This window comes from Daejeonella sp. JGW-45 (assembly GCF_029360805.1).
Classification (GTDB): Bacteria; Bacteroidota; Bacteroidia; order Sphingobacteriales; family Sphingobacteriaceae; genus Daejeonella.
This window is the reverse complement of the sequence record NZ_JARKNC010000006.1, coordinates 193,811-209,858: the sequence shown is the minus strand read 5'-3', so window position 1 is coordinate 209,858 and position 16,048 is coordinate 193,811. Positions and strand designations below refer to the sequence as shown.

Genomic DNA, 16,048 nt, shown 5'->3' with positions numbered 1-16,048 from the left:
TATAACTCACCTATGCGTAATCTCTGGCTTTTCATAAGTAAGTACAACGCATTCTTTTTGCTGGTGATTTTCTTCACAACTTCGCTGATCATGCTGGTAAACAACAATTCTTATCAGCGGGCCAGCGTGTGGAACTCTTCGAATCAATTTGTTGGGAGTGCTTACGAAAAAATGAATGAATTCAGCAGTTACCTGGTGCTTGGAAAAACCAATGACAGTCTTGTGGCCGAGAACGCGCGGCTGCGTAATTTATTAAAGTCTTCCTTCTACAGCGACAGCATTAAACGGGTTACGGTCAATGACACCCTGCTTAAGCAGCAATATACGTATACCGTTGCGAAGGTTATCAATAATTCCATTCATCAGAAGAATAATTATATCACCATCAACCGCGGTAAAAAACACGGGATCGAAAAAGGGATGGGCGTTACATCGGCTACAGGCGTTGTGGGAATCGTATTGAATGTCTCTGATAATTTCTCCACCATTCGTTCTCTTTTGCATACCGAAACAAAGGTCAGTGCAAGCGTTAACGGAAACATAGGTTCACTCGTTTGGGGAGAGGGAAATTTCGATGCCCGCTATGCCACTCTTAAAGACATCCAGGGCCACCTTGTTGTTAAAAAAGGTTCCCGGGTAATTACGTCTGAATTTTCGTTATTCCCGCAAGGAACGAACATCGGGGTGGTGTCAAAGACAGGTTTAAAAGGTACTGAAAGCGCATTAAATATCGAGGTTAAACTGGATACTGACTTCTCTGCGCTGCATTATGTATACGTAATTAACAATGTGCTATCCAGGGAGCAGTTATCCCTTGAAGCGCTAAACAAAGCTGAATAATGGGAAGGGCGGTTATTATTAATGCGATTCGATTTGTGCTGCTGATAGCCACCCAGGTTTTTCTGCTGAAGAATACCGGATATTATAACCTCAGCGTTCCATACCTTTATATTCTTTTCATCTTATTGCTGCCTTTCAACATCCCGAACGGACTGCTTTTCTTACTTGCCTTTGTTACAGGACTAACCGTTGACGTTTTCTACGATACCCTGGGCTTGCATGCGCTTGCATGTAGTGTAATGGCGTTTGTCAGGATTATATTTATTAGTATTACGGTGCAGCGCGACGGCTTCGACAATGAGCCGGAACCTCGTCTCGGAATCATGGGATTCAGATGGTTTGTATTTTATGCTATTATCCTCGCGTTCTTCCACCATCTTGTCCTGTTTATCTTCGAGGCATTCCGTCTATCTGATCTGGGCCACACCTTAGTAAGAGTGGTGCTCAGTTCCCTTCTCAGTACGTTTTTAATCCTGGTAACAGAGTTTGTGTTTTATCGCAAAAAAGTCAGATAGCTGTTTTGACCTTCTTATCCCGGCTCATTTCGGGAACGTAATGAAGCCCTGGTGTCAGGTAGTATAAGAGGATAAGCCTTGAATACCGGTAATTAAATGGCGCCAGAACAACAACCACCGGGAAGATTACTGCCATATATAACCATGGGCTTTCGCTGTTATGCGTAATGAAATAGGTCAGCAAACCTGCTATTATCATCTGCGCTACGTTGAAACCATAACTCACGAACATGGCGACGTAAAAATATCCGGGTTCCCTTTCGAATTTAAGGTTACAATGCGGACAATTCTCGTTCATCTTCTGTGCTCTAAATCCATACATAGAGTTCTGAAAAACATCGCCTCTTCGGCACCTCGGACATTTCGAGTTAACAAGAGCGTACAATTGTGAGATCCTATGATCTTCCTTTTTTTCAGTAAATAGTTTCATGGTTTATATGCTTTTTTAAATTCCTCGGGTGTCTGCCCGACATGCTTTTTAAAGGCTTTTGTGAAATAGGAGTTATCAGTAAAGTTCAACAGATGTGCTATCTCCGAAACACTGAGGTCAGGGTTAATCAGTAGCCGCCTGGCTTCCAAAAAGATCCTGTTTCTGATTACCTCACCTGCTGATAATCCCAATAGATCGTTACATAAGGCATTCAGGTGATTAGGAGTTATATAGAGCAGTTCGGCGTATTCTTTAGGGAATTTAAGCGTTCTGTAATTTATTGATATGAGCTTCTGGAAGTTCTTCAACAATGTATAGTTGTACGAAGATGTGTCATCTTTTGGCAAAGAAGGAAACAAACGCGCTACCAGCACGAAAACATTAATCGCTAATACCTTCACCATAGTTAAGCCAAAATGATCGTCACAAGCACTTTCCAACAGCATATCCTCGAAAAAAGATTCAATTTTAGACTGCAAGCTAATGGGGATGTCTATCACTGAATCCGAAACGTTCCCTCTAAAAAATCTGAAAGAGTCAATAAAATCAGGCTTGAGCAGAAACGACTGAAATACTTCAGCGGAGAAATTGATGATGTATCCGTCTACAAAGCCATCAAGATCCCAGCTATGCACCTGACCAGGGGCCATGAAATATATCTGATAGGGCCTGATAGCAAACGTTTCAAAATCAATCGAGTGCGTACCCCTACCCTGAGTAAATAATAGAACGTGATAGAAGTTGTGGCGGTGAGCGTGCCTCAGATGATTGTGTGCTTCAAAATACGGACTAAAGCGACTTACCTGGATGCGGTCTTTACGAAATTCGGATACAGAGGAGATATCATATACGGGAATTTCATTTTCCATATACAAAATTACCTATTAAAGACATCATTCCATGGTAGAATTTATTGAATCAATGGCATTTTTTACTTATTTATCTGAATTTACTTTAAGCACAATGAGGGTGGCGGAAGAGGCGTTAAATATTGAATTGCCCGGCAAAATTTCAAGAAAAATTCCGCTAATCAAAATCTTAACAGAACGTGTATAATACTCAATTTGAACAATTTCTTTTATTACTTTTACACTGTAATTGCAGCAATAAACAGATGCTTTTTTTGAGATCTGCACTACTGGCTGTCACGTCCTTAAGTAACCCGGCATTTAGAGTAACCCGTTAATGAATAGTTTTTTTGCAAGAAAGTTTGTTGTTCAGGGTATTTTTATTGTCATTGCGATTATTCTGCTTGCACGATTATTCTACATTCAGGTTATCACCGACGAATATATCCTATCAGCAGAAAATAATGTCATCAGGCGTTTGCCTGTATATCCTGCCAGGGGAGTAATTCTGGACAGGAAAGAAAAGATCCTTGTTCAGAACGAGCCGGTTTATGATCTGATGGTCATACCCCGGGAAGTTAAACCTTTTGATACGCTCGAGTTTTGCAAACTCATCGGTATAGACAAAGCAAGATTCGACCGGCAATTCAAAAAAGCAAAATCATATTCTCCTTACAAAGCCTCTATTTTTGAAAAGCAACTTTCTGTCCAGATCTATGCTTCCTTTCAGGAACGGCTCTCGGATTTTTCCGGTTTCTTCGTTCAAAACCGGACAGTCCGCCGTTATCCTGATAGTCTGGGGGCTCATTTCCTGGGCTATATCGGGGAAGTAAATCAAAAGGTTATCGCAAATTCAAACGGCTTTTATAACCAGGGCGATTACCACGGTATAACCGGGGTTGAGAAATCGTACGAGGAACTTTTGCGCGGCCAGCGCGGGGTACAAAACCTTATGGTAGATGCACTGAACCGGCCAAAAGGACATTATGCTGATGGTAAGTATGATACTGTTGCAGTGGCGGGTGAGCACATGATTTCTTCCCTCGATAAAGAACTTCAGGGACTTGGCGAGCGACTTATGAAGAATAAGATTGGCAGTATCGTGGCTATCGAACCCGCAACAGGGGAGATATTATCTTTTGTAAGCAGCCCTGGTTACGATCCAAACTTAATGGTTGGCCGTCAGCGCGGAAATAATTACATGGCACTTCTTAATGACAAATACAAACCAATGTTTGTTCGCCCTATACAGGCGGAGTATCCTCCCGGTTCAATTTTCAAGGTAGTGAATGCCCTGGTTGCCCAGCAGTTCGGTGTGATCAATGATAAAACATTGTTTTTTTGCCCCGGAGGCTACAGGTATGGCCGGCGAGGCTGGATGGGCTGCACACATGTTCATGGTGCTACTAACCTCCGCCGCTCTATTCAGGGGTCCTGCAATACTTATTATGGATATACTTACGCCAGAATGATCGATCAGGCGGGTATGCGACCTGTAAATGCGTATAAAAGGTGGCGCAACGCTGTATCCGCATTTGGAATTGGCAGCCAGCTTGGGATTGATCTTCCGGGGGAACGCAGGGGCCTGTTACCTACCGATGAACTTTATACTAAACGATTTAAAAGTGACAAGTGGGGATCTTCTTACACCATTTCTTTATCAATCGGGCAAGGTGAACTGGGAATCACACCTTTACAGATGGCCAATGTAATGGCGATTGTTGCTAACCGGGGCTTCTTTTACAAACCTCACCTTATTAAAGCCATAGGTGATAAAAAAGTCGTGAAAGACGAGTTTACAATAAAAAATGATGCAGGTATCGACCCCAAATATTTCGAAGCTGTAATCCAGGGGATGAGTGATGTTGTAAACCAGGGCGGCGGAACGGGGTATTATTCGAAGATCACCAATATTGAAATGTGCGGCAAAACGGGTACGGTTCAGAACCCCCATGGTAAAGACCACTCGGTGTTCGTGGCATTTGCGCCCAGAGTTAATCCAAAGATCGCTATCGCGGTTGTAGTTGAAAATGCCGGTTTCGGTTCTACGTGGTCTGCTCCTATCGCGAGCCTGATGGTTGAAAAATACCTTACAGATTCCATTTCAAGACCGAAGTACTATATAGACAGGTTGCTGGAGGCAAATCTTTTACCGGGAGCAACGGTTAAACCAAAAGCGCCTAAAAAAGCAGGCTCTGATACTGTAAATACACAGGGAGAAATTAACAAACCAATAGCCTTAACAACAAGATGAATAATCAGCGAAGCCTATTCTTTAATGTCGACTGGTTTATAATTCTTACATATCTGGCACTATGTATAATTGGCTGGTTTAATATTCATGCAGCCGTTTACGATCCTGAAAACCCCAGCATTATTGACCTTGACACAAATTATGGGAAACAATTAATTTTCATAGTCTCCGCCGTAATTATAGGCTTCGTCATATTATTATTAGACGGGAAATTTTTTAACGCCTTCTCTCCGGTCTTTTATGGTGTAACATTACTTCTCCTGGTTGTTGTCTTGATCATAGGAAGAAATGTCGGAGGAAATCAAGCCTGGATACCCATAGGAAACTTCAGGCTGCAACCCTCGGAGTTTGCAAAATTTGCTACCTGCCTATTGCTTGCCAGGTACCTCAGCTCCAGTACGGTCAAAGTTCAGGAGATAAAGACACAGCTTGTAGCAGCAATGATCATTTTGATCCCAACCGCTCTCATCCTTTTGCAACCAGACGCAGGCTCAGCGCTTACATTCAGTTCCCTGATCCTTGTACTATACAGGGAAGGGCTATCGGGATATTTCCTGGTAATCGAGGGCCTTGCTATTTTGCTGTTCATCCTGACAGTGTTATACAATAAGTATTACGTACTGCTAGGCCTTATGGCTGTGGTAGGGTTGCTGGTATATCTTTTCCGGAAGAACAGAAAAATGATCACTGTCTTTGCTATCGGATTCTTTTTCTCCATCCTGTTTGTTTTTTCAGTTGACTTCGCATATAACAGCATATTAAAACCGCACCAGAAGAACCGGATCGATGTAATATTGGGAAAGGTAAACGATCCTCGTGGAGTGGGGTACAACCTAAATCAGTCAAAGATTGCTATTGGTTCTGGTGGGATGTGGGGGAAAGGCTATCTTCAGGGAACTCAGACGAAATACAACTTTGTTCCCGAGCAGAGTACAGACTTCATTTTCTGTACAGTAGGTGAAGAATGGGGATTTGCAGGCTGTTCTGTTGTGATTGGCCTCTACCTGTTCCTTCTTTTAAGAATAGTTGTTATCGCCGAAAGGCAACGGTCTGCATTTTCCAGGATATACGGTTACGGGGTTGCATCCATACTATTCTTCCACTTTTTCATCAACATAGGTATGACTATTGGCCTCATTCCCGTCATCGGTATTCCGCTGCCATTTCTAAGCTATGGCGGATCTTCATTGTGGAGTTTTACTATTCTACTGTTTATCCTGCTGAAGCTGGATTCAAACAGGATGGGAATTATTTAGCAAATCTCCGGCTTAGTATCTCATAAAACTTATCAGCAACATCCTGCTTAGCGGACCAATTATTTTTGGCGGCATAGTTCTGCTTCAGGAAATTATCCGCCGATTCAAAATTATCAAACCTGTTCAGCAATTCAATCGCTTCGCTATATGCCAGGCTATAGCCGTTAAACAGGTCCCTCACAAATAAAAGTTTGTCATTCAGGCTGACCATGCCTTTAAGATCCTTAGTTTGTCTCGAACTAAACTGGCTGCTGACGGATTTTTGCTGCAGAGTTCTGGAAAGCAAATCATTCACTGTTAGCTTAGGATTTTCATCCAAAACCTGATCTGAAGGAACGGCAATAGTCCGTTCGGAAATTACCACCTCCTTTACATGAATTTCTTCCGCTTCCTCTTTTCGGATACTTATTTCGTCATTGCTTTCGGGCTCAACATTCTCTTTTTTTGCAGGTTCATTAAAGGTATCTGCGATTTCATTATCTTCCTTTTTCGTCTTTTCATCGATAACCTTCTCCTTCTCTTCTGTTAAAGGCGGGTCGATGAGCTTATCCGTTTCCTTCTCCTCAAAATCAAAGGTTAAGCCGGAGTCCTTCTCTAGTTCAAACTTCCAGTCCGGTGAGATTGATTCCTCGGCATGAGCTGATTCTTCAGTCGTTCCAGGCTCTGTTTCTTCAAGAGCTTGTGCCTGCGCGACTCTTTCCAAAGGATCTGGCAAACTCTGCTTAGCGTTCGTATTGGAAGCCTTTTCGTTTAGTTTAACAAGAATAGATAGGTGATCTGAAAGGAAAGTTGCATTAGCTGAAAAAAGCTCCAGTTCCAATTCACTCAGGTTATCCGGGTTCCGGGAAAGATATTCATACTGCTCATTTAATTCATTGAGTATACCGCCCGCTTTTCTTAAAATTTCCTTACTGTTCATCATTGTCTGAATATGGCTTCTTCTATAAAATTCCTCTGTTCCGGCTTAAAAATCGTTATTTCAAAGATAATTACAATATTAATAACGGGGACTATTTTTCTTTGCATATTGTCCCCAAATCATCGTATTCCCAGCTGAAATTCGGATATTAGAAACCTTAACAAAGCATACAGATGTTATTTAGCGAGCATAACTTTAAACGCAGAAAAAAACTAGGCGGGAGCATTGAAGTGATCTGCGGATCGATGTTTTCGGGAAAGACTGAAGAATTGATCAGAAGGCTGCGAAGGGCGCAGATCGCGAAATTGAATGTAGGGATCTTCAAGCCTAAAACAGACACGAGATATGATGAAACATCAGTTGTGTCACATGATCTGAATTCAATTCATTCGACCCCGGTTGAAACTGCCAGCTCAATTCTTTTGCTTAGCGCCAATACTGAAGTTGTCGGGATCGACGAAGCTCAGTTTTTCGACGATCAGCTGCCGGATGTCTGTAATAAGCTGGCGAACAGAGGAATCAGGGTTGTGATAGCCGGCCTGGATATGGATTTCCAGGGAAAACCGTTCGGCCCGATGCCAGCACTGATGGCCATAGCTGAGCTGGTAACTAAGGTACATGCAGTTTGTGTACAATGCGGGGGGCCCGCAACATACTCCTACAGAACCGCAGCGAGCGAGGCAAAAATTCTCCTGGGAGAAAAGGAAAGCTATGAACCGCTATGCAGGATGTGTTATAACTCCCCTGCATAAGCAGGCATTTCAACGGATCATTTCGCAATGATCATTTTCAATGTTTTTTCCTTTCCTTTATACATCATCTTGTATAAATATACACCTGCCTCGAGGTCCGAGAGGTTTACATTTATATTATACACCCCTTTGGGCAAATTTGCATTCACCAGTTCACGAATCTGCTGTCCGCCGGTATTATATAAGGTAAGTGATGTCAATCCCAGCTCGGGCACGCTAAACTCTATAATAGTTTGGTCATTTGCCGGGTTAGGAAAGTTTTGATCCAGGGTAAACCTGTCTGCAGGCAGTGATGAACCTGGTTGTAATACTTCGTTATATTTTTTCTGAGCAGACTGGGCACTCAACTGGAGGTCTGCCAGGTTGTCTCCCGCAATATACGCAAAGGCTATTTTCACCGACCCGCTGGCTGGAATTGATAGAGGACCATAACCGCTCACAAACATGACATCAAGGCCATGGGCCGATGTTTCGCCCAGCGAGCTTGCTTTCACCCCACTCGATAAAGTTTCAAATTTTTCACGGATACTAAGGCCGCCACCGCTTTGGGATGGGTCGCCGAGAACCTGATCTGACAGGGGGTAATAAGAAGGTGCATATTCTGAATTTAATAACTTAATACCGGCATAAAGACGGCTTCCCGATTTCGGGTAAACCATTGCCAGTCGCTCCACGACATCAAACCGCGTGGCATTATCGTCTGAGGTTCCCACATCCCAGTCAGTAAGCATACCTGCATAAACCCCGCTTAAAACAGTGCCACCCGTGTTGCGGATCTCATATTCGGCAATTGTATATTTGTCATCAGGTGTGGAAGCGAATGCAGTTTGAGTATGTCTGACAAGCAAATTAAGATTACTGACGGCGCCTGAATCGTCAAATTCTGAAGTGGCTTTAAACGCAGCCTGGCCGTCATCGATTTTCCCGACGCGCACCTTCTTAACGAAATGCTCGTCTGCACCTCCGCTGTCGTTCCGAGCATTGTTAGAAACCCGGGATGTAGACGTTCCAATCATCAGCGCGCTTTCAAACAACAGTTGTTCACCATTATATACGAATCCCTGTCCTTTCGTAGCTTCAGGCCCGCTAAACCCAACGCGCCCATTGCTGCTAATCGTCGTAGAGATTGCATTCACGTTAATATTCATATAATCGAGAGCGACACGAATCGTAAAACTTTCTGAATCGGAATAAGTTGTACCGGAGGTATATGTGACTTTAAAAGTCACTTCTTCATTATCTGAGATACCCGGCTTGATATACACTCTAAAAGCCCCAACCATAGTTCGCGTTTGCAAGGTTCCGAGCGCACCCACGTTCATCTGATCGTCGATAACCTGCACATCGGGATTGGTTGATGAAAGCGTAGCGGTAAGCGCCGATACGGGAGACAGAAAGTTTTTCAGGTCAAAAAATATCCGAAGAGTGTCACCAGGTGGGATTGAACCCCTGCTTTTATCCACCAAGGTAATTTTTTGTTGCCGTATTGAGGGTGGCGTTTCTGTAACTGCGCGGAATACATTTAATCTTCCCTTTCCCAACAGTCCACCGAAACCCAGGTTGATGGGATCAATATTGTCTGCTGTAACTCTTAACTGCTCCTTTACCTGATCCATATTGAAGCCTGGGAATCTAGTTTTAACCAATGCAGCCGCGCTGGAAACGATAGCGGCGGAAAATGAGGTGCCCCTGGCTGCAGTATAATTATTTCTGTTTCCAGTTGTAAAAGTTTCGCCTGGGGCGGATATTGAAACGTGAGATCCGAAATTGGAAAAGTTACTTTTTCTATCAGCGTTATCGACACTAGCCACCGACATCACACCAGAATAAACTGCAGGGTACTCAGGTTCGTTAGAGCCCTCATTGCCAGCAGCAGCTACTATAAGGCACCCCTTGGCCAAAGCATAGTTAACAATGTCCTGCCCATAAGCCCCGCCTGCCGGACCTCCCCAAGAGCAGTTGATTATATTTGCACCATTATCCGCAGCAAACTTAATACCTTCATAACCCCTGTAAATGGCTGTGGCGTTATTGTCGGCGCCGGCCTTTACGATCAATAATTTAGCATTGAACGCGGTACTGCTCACTCCTATTCCGTTATCTGACATGGCGGATGCTAAGCCGCTTACCCGTACACCGTGATCTGTTGAATCACTTTTGACATCAGGATCATTATCTTCGACCGTCGTCAAATAACTTGCACCCACAAGGTCCTTGCCCGGCAGCAATAAGTTGGGCTTCAAATCTTCATGATCCATATCCGACCCTGAATCGACAATCGCTATAACAATGCCTGCTGAGCCCCTGATAACGTCCCAGGCCAGATTTGCTCTTATTTGCCTCAAATAGCTCTGTGACGGATTGTAAAAAGGATCAGAGGGAACATAGGAGGTATGATAAATATAACTTGGTTCAGCGTATTCGACCATCGGACTTCTCAAAACCTCGTTAATAACAGCTTCAATAGGCTTGCTCCCGTCAAACTGGAGCTCATAAATTCGATCAACTCCTATCGTATCGCTGTAATCAATACGGCCGGTGGCTTTAGTTGTTGCCTGAAGCGATTTTTTGAATAACTGGTTTACATTTCTAATGCTTCCGCTTGTAATATTGGGGAGTTTAGTCTTGAAAATGGTAGCGATATTCTGAATTTGACCTGGAGTAGCATCTACCTTAAATTTAACGATGACGGTATTCGGCAGATAATCCTTACCGGATACTCCTTTAGGCATTTTATACGTCCTTGGAATACCATGAGAACCGTCTTGCCCATAAACTGCCAGCTGAAGAAAGAACAATATTAGCAGTAAAAAGATTCTCATGTAGTGGCGTTTCTCAAAAATAACAAAAACGTTAAATTATCAGCAAAAATCGACTGAACAGAATATCGGCAGACCGTACCCGGATCAGGATTCCTAAGCTTAGGTTTGCTTACCGCCGGCATCTGGTCATTTTTCAGGAGACCAAGTTTAAACAAAATTTTCTCCCATTAACCTGTAGTTAAGTATCTGCTCGGCCTGCTAGCCTTCTAAGGACTATAGCCCGAAATTTATGTTATTTTTATAGCATTAGATTAGCATGAGGATACACCAAACAACGATATACGACATTGCAAAGGAATTAAAGATTTCGAAGTCAACGGTATCCCGTGCCCTAACCGGCCATCCCGAAGTAAAATCGGAGACGCGTCAGGCTGTCCTGAGGCTTGCTGAAGAGCTTGATTATCAACGCAGCAGACTATCACTTAATCTAATAGCCAGGAAGAGCAGCCTCATTGGAATTATTGTTCCTGAATTCAACACCTCGTTCTTTCCTCAGGTTGTTATAGGCGCACAGGAGACCGCTAGTAAACATGGCTATAACATTATCGTCAGCCAATCAAACGAGCAGTTTGAAACAGAAGTAGAAAATACAAAGGTAATGCTGGCGAGCCAGGTTGATGGTATACTCGTATCTGTAACTAAAGAAACGCGAAGCTTTGAGCATCTCAAGGTTTTTGAGCGCAAGGGTATTCCCATCGTATTTTTCAATAGGGTGTGCGATGAAATGCTCGTCCCAAAGGTGGTAATCAATGATTATGAAGCTGCGTTTGGGGCTGTCGAACATCTTATCCAGACGGGAAAAAGAAGAATAGCCCATCTGGCAGGACCTGAATCGTTGATCACTAGCAGAAAGCGATTAAAAGGGTACGAGGATGCTCTAAAAAAGCATCAGATCCCTCTTGATGAATCGCTGATCATCCCTTATGATCTTACCCTCGGAAAGGTAAAAGCCTTTGTCAAACAGTTGATGGAACTTAAATACCCACCGGATGGATTATTCATGGTCAATGACCCAGCCGCAATAGAAGCTATTCAGACTATAAAGCACCTTGGCATCCGGATCCCCGAAGAGATTGGGATAGTAGGTTTTAGTAATGACTATGGCTCCGAACTCATCGAGCCAAGTCTCACTACAATTGCCCAGCCACAACGGCTAATGGGCAGTACAGCAGTGCAATTACTCCTGGAACTCATGGATAAGGAAGCCTCTCAATGGAAAGCCATTACAAAGACGCTCGATTCCAGCCTGATCATCAGAAATTCAAGCGTACGCCTGGAATCAGAGCCGGTCTGATGCTCAAGGTATCAATATATTAGAAAACCTGAATTTCGAATAATGCGACCGGGACATTGTGCGCCGGATGCTCCAGGTGAATTTCGATAGAAGCCGTGGTGATTCCCTGATCAAAAAACACCTCGTTGACCGTCTGATAATTTCCTGTCTTTTCGACGATCAACTGGCCCTTATCACTGAGAATCTTATAATTTCTTACCGTATGAGGCACAACTCGCTCGGGATGCACCCTTAAGGTCGATTCCAACGGATGATCAAAATCTGAGTCGAAGAACAATACTATCCGCTTAATCTGAACTGGCTGATCCCACTGCAATCTTACACATGGATCAGGGTCTTCAACACCGGCAACCCAAGCATTTGTTTTGTTTGTTGGACGGCAATAACCATTGGTCAGGTTGGAGACTTTAAATGGCTCGAGAGACTTTGTAAGTTTAAATGCCAGATTTTGCTCGGCGGGTCGTCTGGAAGGAAGCCAGAATTCAAAAGTATCTATCCCAATATCATCAGGCGGCAGCTGCACACCGCTGGTGGCAACTGCTTTATTGTATCTGTTCATTAACATCATGGTTCCCGTTAAAAACATATTACTTGTTTTAATAGAAACCAGTTCATTTTTCAATATGCACGCAAAAACATACTGTTCGACGCCGATCACATAATCGAATTCTGCAATTACAGTACTTCTCCCTTTTGAAACGGAAACTTCACGGGTCTCAAGAACAACTTCGGGAGTGTAGTTATACGGCTTTTCACTTGAGCGCAACTGGAAAGTCAAAATTGTATCTTCCACTGATTCAACTTCAAAACTGATCTGGATCTGATCACCAGCAGCGCCAGGCAATAATTGAGAAGCGGAGTATTCAAGTTTTTGCCAGCCTCCATCAGCTGCCATTTCCATCAGTCTAAACTCGGAGGTGGAGCTGAGCTTTGCCTGATGAGCCAAATTTTTTCCTTGAGCGATCAGTCCGGGAATAAAATGCCCCTTTTGCATAAGTTCCTGCTGCAATTCCTGAACTGAGGAAGAATTAGCTAGTTCGGATGGAGTGATTGCTTTTCTCAGACAATACTGGGTGGCCAGGCCGAGCACCTGGGCTGAATAAGAGACCGTAGCCATTACTCTTGCAGACCCGAATGCTACATGACTTGCACTGATTATCCTTCCGGCCAGCCAGAGGTTCTTAATATTTTTGCTGTACAGACAGCGGAGGGGAATTTGATAAACGCCCTTCGAATGCCATTGATTACATCCCGGACGGTCACTAAACACGCCGTCGGCGGGGTGCAAATCTAAAGACCACCCACCATAAGAAATAGCATCGGGATGATGCAGTTGCTCAACTACGTCTTTTTGCGAAAGCATGTAGTCGCCTTCAAAACGACGGCTTTCACGTTTTCCGGGAATATGACCAACCCATTCGAGGGTAAGGGTTTCGGCTTCGGGATACTTTCCGGAATTTTTTACATGATCCCATATCCCATAGATCACTTTCCATAATTCCCATTTGATCTCCTCGGTTTGGTGAATGGTATCAAGTCTGCCACCATATTCAAGCCACCAGAGCTTGCATCCGTGATCGCTAACATCGTATGAACGATATTTCACGATGGAAGAAACATCTTTCAACGCGTAAGATGGAGCAGTAAATGTAATGGGCCTGCCAGCATCCTTGGTAAAAAAGTAGATCGAATGTCCTAACAGTTCCCCGTACTCTTTGTCGGGGGCGAACCCCTCGTCAAATTCATCTTTTGATTCTGCCCCCATCCTGAATGCAGCTCCTGCCTGAAAGGCGACGATACCATCGCCTGAGGCATCGCAAAAGTAGGGTGCTGACAAAATATAGCGGGTAGAATTCTGGCTGCAGAAGCCTATTACCGATCGTATTATATCTGCTTCGGATTTAACTACTTCATAGACTGCCGTATTTAAAAGCAATATCAAGTTCTGCTCCTCCTTTACCTTTTCCAGTAAAATAGTATCCAGAATGATGGCATTTCCATCCGGGTTTCGGTACATATTTTCGACGAGTATCTCATTTAATACCCCGCCCTCTCTGGACCAACGATTATTATTTCCCATACTTGAGGTCGCTCCTAATATCCACAGTCTTACTTCACTTGAAGCATTACCGCCAAGCACTGGCCTGTCTTGCACCAGAATAACCTTTAGACCCTCCCGGGCAGCAGCAATGGCTCCGCAGGTTCCGGCAATTCCTCCGCCAACAATAACCAGATCGGCATCCAATGACCGCTCCTGAATGGAACGGCCGACAGATGAAAACTCACTTTTTATCATAATTATCTTATTTGGTAATAGATATTCTAGTTCAACGGACCGGCGACTATCTTAGCTGACGCCCTCCAGGGAATCCAGGCCAGGATAAGGATTAAAGCAGCGATCGAACCTAATAGATCAAGATTTTTGCCGGTAATCAGCCCAAGCAGTAATAGCAAGAATGCGGTAAATGCCAGAGCAAATGCTGTAATTTTCAGACCAAACTTATTTTGCTGTAAGGATTGCCTGATCTCTTCTTCCGTCAAATTATCCTGTTGAACTTTTCTCGAGCTTTTAAGTCTCCTAAACTCGATGTACCGGGGGCTTATATAACCAGCATAATATGTCCTGATTTCGTTGGCAATTAAAAGCATCAAAGGAACGCCCACACCGACAAGCATTTCCTCTCCTCTCGTCAATCCGAAATCTATAAAGAATGGTAAAATAATTTTAAAGACCAGATTGATTGCCAGACTAATGTAGGTAATAACCAAGGTTGCCTTCCCACTCAGCCGTTTAGAAAACAGGGCCCATAGCGGAGGAGCGAGAATCGGCCCACCTGTTATGGCACCTACACTAATTGTAACATTCACCAGCCCGCCAATATAAGGTACGGTCAAAGCGATTACTATCATTCCCAGACCAATTAGCCACGATGACCATCGCGCAACCCGCATCAAGCGCCGATCGCTTGCTCCAGGGTTAATCCGGCCCTTATAAATGTCGTTTGTAAAAACTGCTGAGACCACATTCAGGGTTGTATTTGCAGATGCTGAAGTTGAAAAATACATTCCGGTAAGCATCAACCCTAATAAGCCTGGAGGAAGTACTAACTGGCAGATCATAAGATAGGCATTTTCAGTATCGAGGCCGGTCAGCGCCGGATTAATGGTCTTATAAATCATAGGCGGAAGCATCCATAGCACTGGGCTGATCAAATACAACCCTGCAAACAGGTACGCCACTTTACTGGCTGACCTGTTATCCTTGACACTGGTGTAACGCTGCACAAAAGTCCAGTTCCCTCCGATATAAAAAATATGATACAGGGTGAATGCGATGATGAATCCCAGAGTAAATTCCCCATTTATCAATTCAAAAAAACCTGCAGGGGCGTTCGCCTGAAACTTTTCCAGACCTCCCGCTGCATCGAATGAGAGCGGAAGTATAATCAGAACCGCAGCCGTTAATATTACAAACTGAAGAATATCGGTAACCATAACCGCCCAGAGCCCTCCAACTGCTGTATAAGCGATCATAAATAGACCCAAAACTACAGTAGATGGCATCAATGGATACCCTAATGAAGCACTGACAAGCTTGGCTACCGGGTACAATACAGTTCCCTTAATAAATAGGGAAACCAGCATAAAAATGTAGATATAGGTTTTCTGCACATGCGGGCCAAGACGCTCTCTGATAAACTCCGCTGCGGTAAGGTTACCTGTTGATTTCCACAACGGTGCCAGATACACGCCGCTAATCAACGCTCCGATACACATTGTCCATTGAATGGTAATAGCCACCCATCCATATTTGTAGGCTATTGATCCCCACGCTACAAAGGTGCCTGCAGAAAAGAAACTCATGAATAACGATAGGCCTCCGATAAACCAGGGAACAGACTCCCCGCCGGCGAAGAAAGACTTTAAATTAATTCCGGTCCTTGCAAAAACCAAACCTATGAATAATACAAAGGCCGAAAAAACAAAGATGACTATGGTATCTAAATCCGGGCTCATACTAATTTAAGCAGCTAATATTTCCGTTTATCGACCGCTCAAACTTAATTTAGAATAGAGCCTTGGCCATTGGGACAATAGTTTTATAAATGTATCTCTTA

At 43.7% G+C, this 16,048-nt stretch carries 12 protein-coding genes; 6 read left to right on the top strand and 6 right to left on the bottom strand.

Going from position 1 to position 16,048, the window contains the following annotated elements; all coding sequences use genetic code 11:
• The first annotated feature begins 12 nt into the window (after positions 1–12).
• Complete coding sequence (gene mreC, locus P2W76_RS08325) at positions 13–840, top strand: rod shape-determining protein MreC (protein WP_276347257.1); 828 nt, start codon at positions 13–15, stop codon at positions 838–840.
• A complete protein-coding gene (locus P2W76_RS08320) occupies positions 840–1,355 on the top strand; it encodes a rod shape-determining protein MreD (protein ID WP_276347255.1) in 516 nt (171 codons plus the stop codon). Before mreC ends, P2W76_RS08320 begins: the two co-directional genes overlap by 1 nt.
• On the opposite strand, the gene P2W76_RS08315 is transcribed toward P2W76_RS08320, so the two are convergent.
• Complete coding sequence (locus tag P2W76_RS08315) at positions 1,348–1,785, bottom strand: DUF983 domain-containing protein (RefSeq protein WP_276347254.1); 438 nt, start codon at positions 1,783–1,785, stop codon at positions 1,348–1,350. The two genes, P2W76_RS08320 and P2W76_RS08315, sit on opposite strands and share 8 nt — an antisense overlap.
• Positions 1,782–2,654: a helix-turn-helix transcriptional regulator gene (locus P2W76_RS08310; RefSeq protein ID WP_276347253.1), complete on the bottom strand. Its 873-nt coding sequence runs from the start codon at positions 2,652–2,654 to the stop codon at positions 1,782–1,784. Before P2W76_RS08310 ends, P2W76_RS08315 begins: the two co-directional genes overlap by 4 nt.
• 316 nt (positions 2,655–2,970) lie before the next feature.
• Here P2W76_RS08310 and mrdA point away from each other — a divergent pair, with 316 nt between their 5' ends.
• Together mrdA and rodA are read left to right on the top strand one after the other, a co-directional pair.
• On the top strand, positions 2,971–4,887 hold the full coding sequence (gene mrdA / locus P2W76_RS08305) for a penicillin-binding protein 2 (RefSeq protein WP_276347252.1): 1,917 nt from the start codon (positions 2,971–2,973) through the stop codon (positions 4,885–4,887).
• A complete protein-coding gene (rodA, locus tag P2W76_RS08300; RefSeq protein WP_276347251.1) occupies positions 4,884–6,143 on the top strand; it encodes a rod shape-determining protein RodA in 1,260 nt (419 codons plus the stop codon). Before mrdA ends, rodA begins: the two co-directional genes overlap by 4 nt.
• On the opposite strand, the gene P2W76_RS08295 is transcribed toward rodA, so the two are convergent.
• Positions 6,136–7,065, bottom strand: a complete 930-nt coding sequence (locus tag P2W76_RS08295; protein ID WP_276347250.1) for a hypothetical protein — start codon at positions 7,063–7,065, stop codon at positions 6,136–6,138. The two genes, rodA and P2W76_RS08295, sit on opposite strands and share 8 nt — an antisense overlap.
• Before the next feature lie 170 nt (positions 7,066–7,235).
• On the opposite strand from P2W76_RS08295, the gene P2W76_RS08290 reads away from it, so the two are divergent.
• Entirely contained in the window at positions 7,236–7,814 is a 579-nt protein-coding gene (locus tag P2W76_RS08290) for a thymidine kinase (protein ID WP_276347249.1), read from the top strand.
• A gap of 17 nt (positions 7,815–7,831) precedes the next feature.
• On the opposite strand, the gene P2W76_RS08285 is transcribed toward P2W76_RS08290, so the two are convergent.
• On the bottom strand, positions 7,832–10,636 hold the full coding sequence (locus P2W76_RS08285) for a S8/S53 family peptidase (RefSeq protein ID WP_276347248.1): 2,805 nt from the start codon (positions 10,634–10,636) through the stop codon (positions 7,832–7,834).
• 256 nt (positions 10,637–10,892) lie between these two features.
• On the opposite strand from P2W76_RS08285, the gene P2W76_RS08280 reads away from it, so the two are divergent.
• Positions 10,893–11,930 (top strand): LacI family DNA-binding transcriptional regulator, encoded by a 1,038-nt coding sequence (locus tag P2W76_RS08280; RefSeq protein ID WP_276347246.1) that lies wholly within the window; start codon positions 10,893–10,895, stop codon positions 11,928–11,930.
• A 19-nt stretch (positions 11,931–11,949) separates the two neighbouring features.
• Here P2W76_RS08280 and P2W76_RS08275 read toward each other — a convergent pair whose 3' ends face one another.
• Together P2W76_RS08275 and P2W76_RS08270 are read right to left on the bottom strand one after the other, a co-directional pair.
• Positions 11,950–14,226 (bottom strand): FAD-dependent oxidoreductase, encoded by a 2,277-nt coding sequence (locus P2W76_RS08275; RefSeq protein WP_276347244.1) that lies wholly within the window; start codon positions 14,224–14,226, stop codon positions 11,950–11,952.
• A 26-nt stretch (positions 14,227–14,252) separates the two neighbouring features.
• Positions 14,253–15,947, bottom strand: a complete 1,695-nt coding sequence (locus P2W76_RS08270; protein ID WP_276347243.1) for a sodium:solute symporter family protein — start codon at positions 15,945–15,947, stop codon at positions 14,253–14,255.
• Between the last annotated feature and the right edge of the window lie 101 nt (positions 15,948–16,048).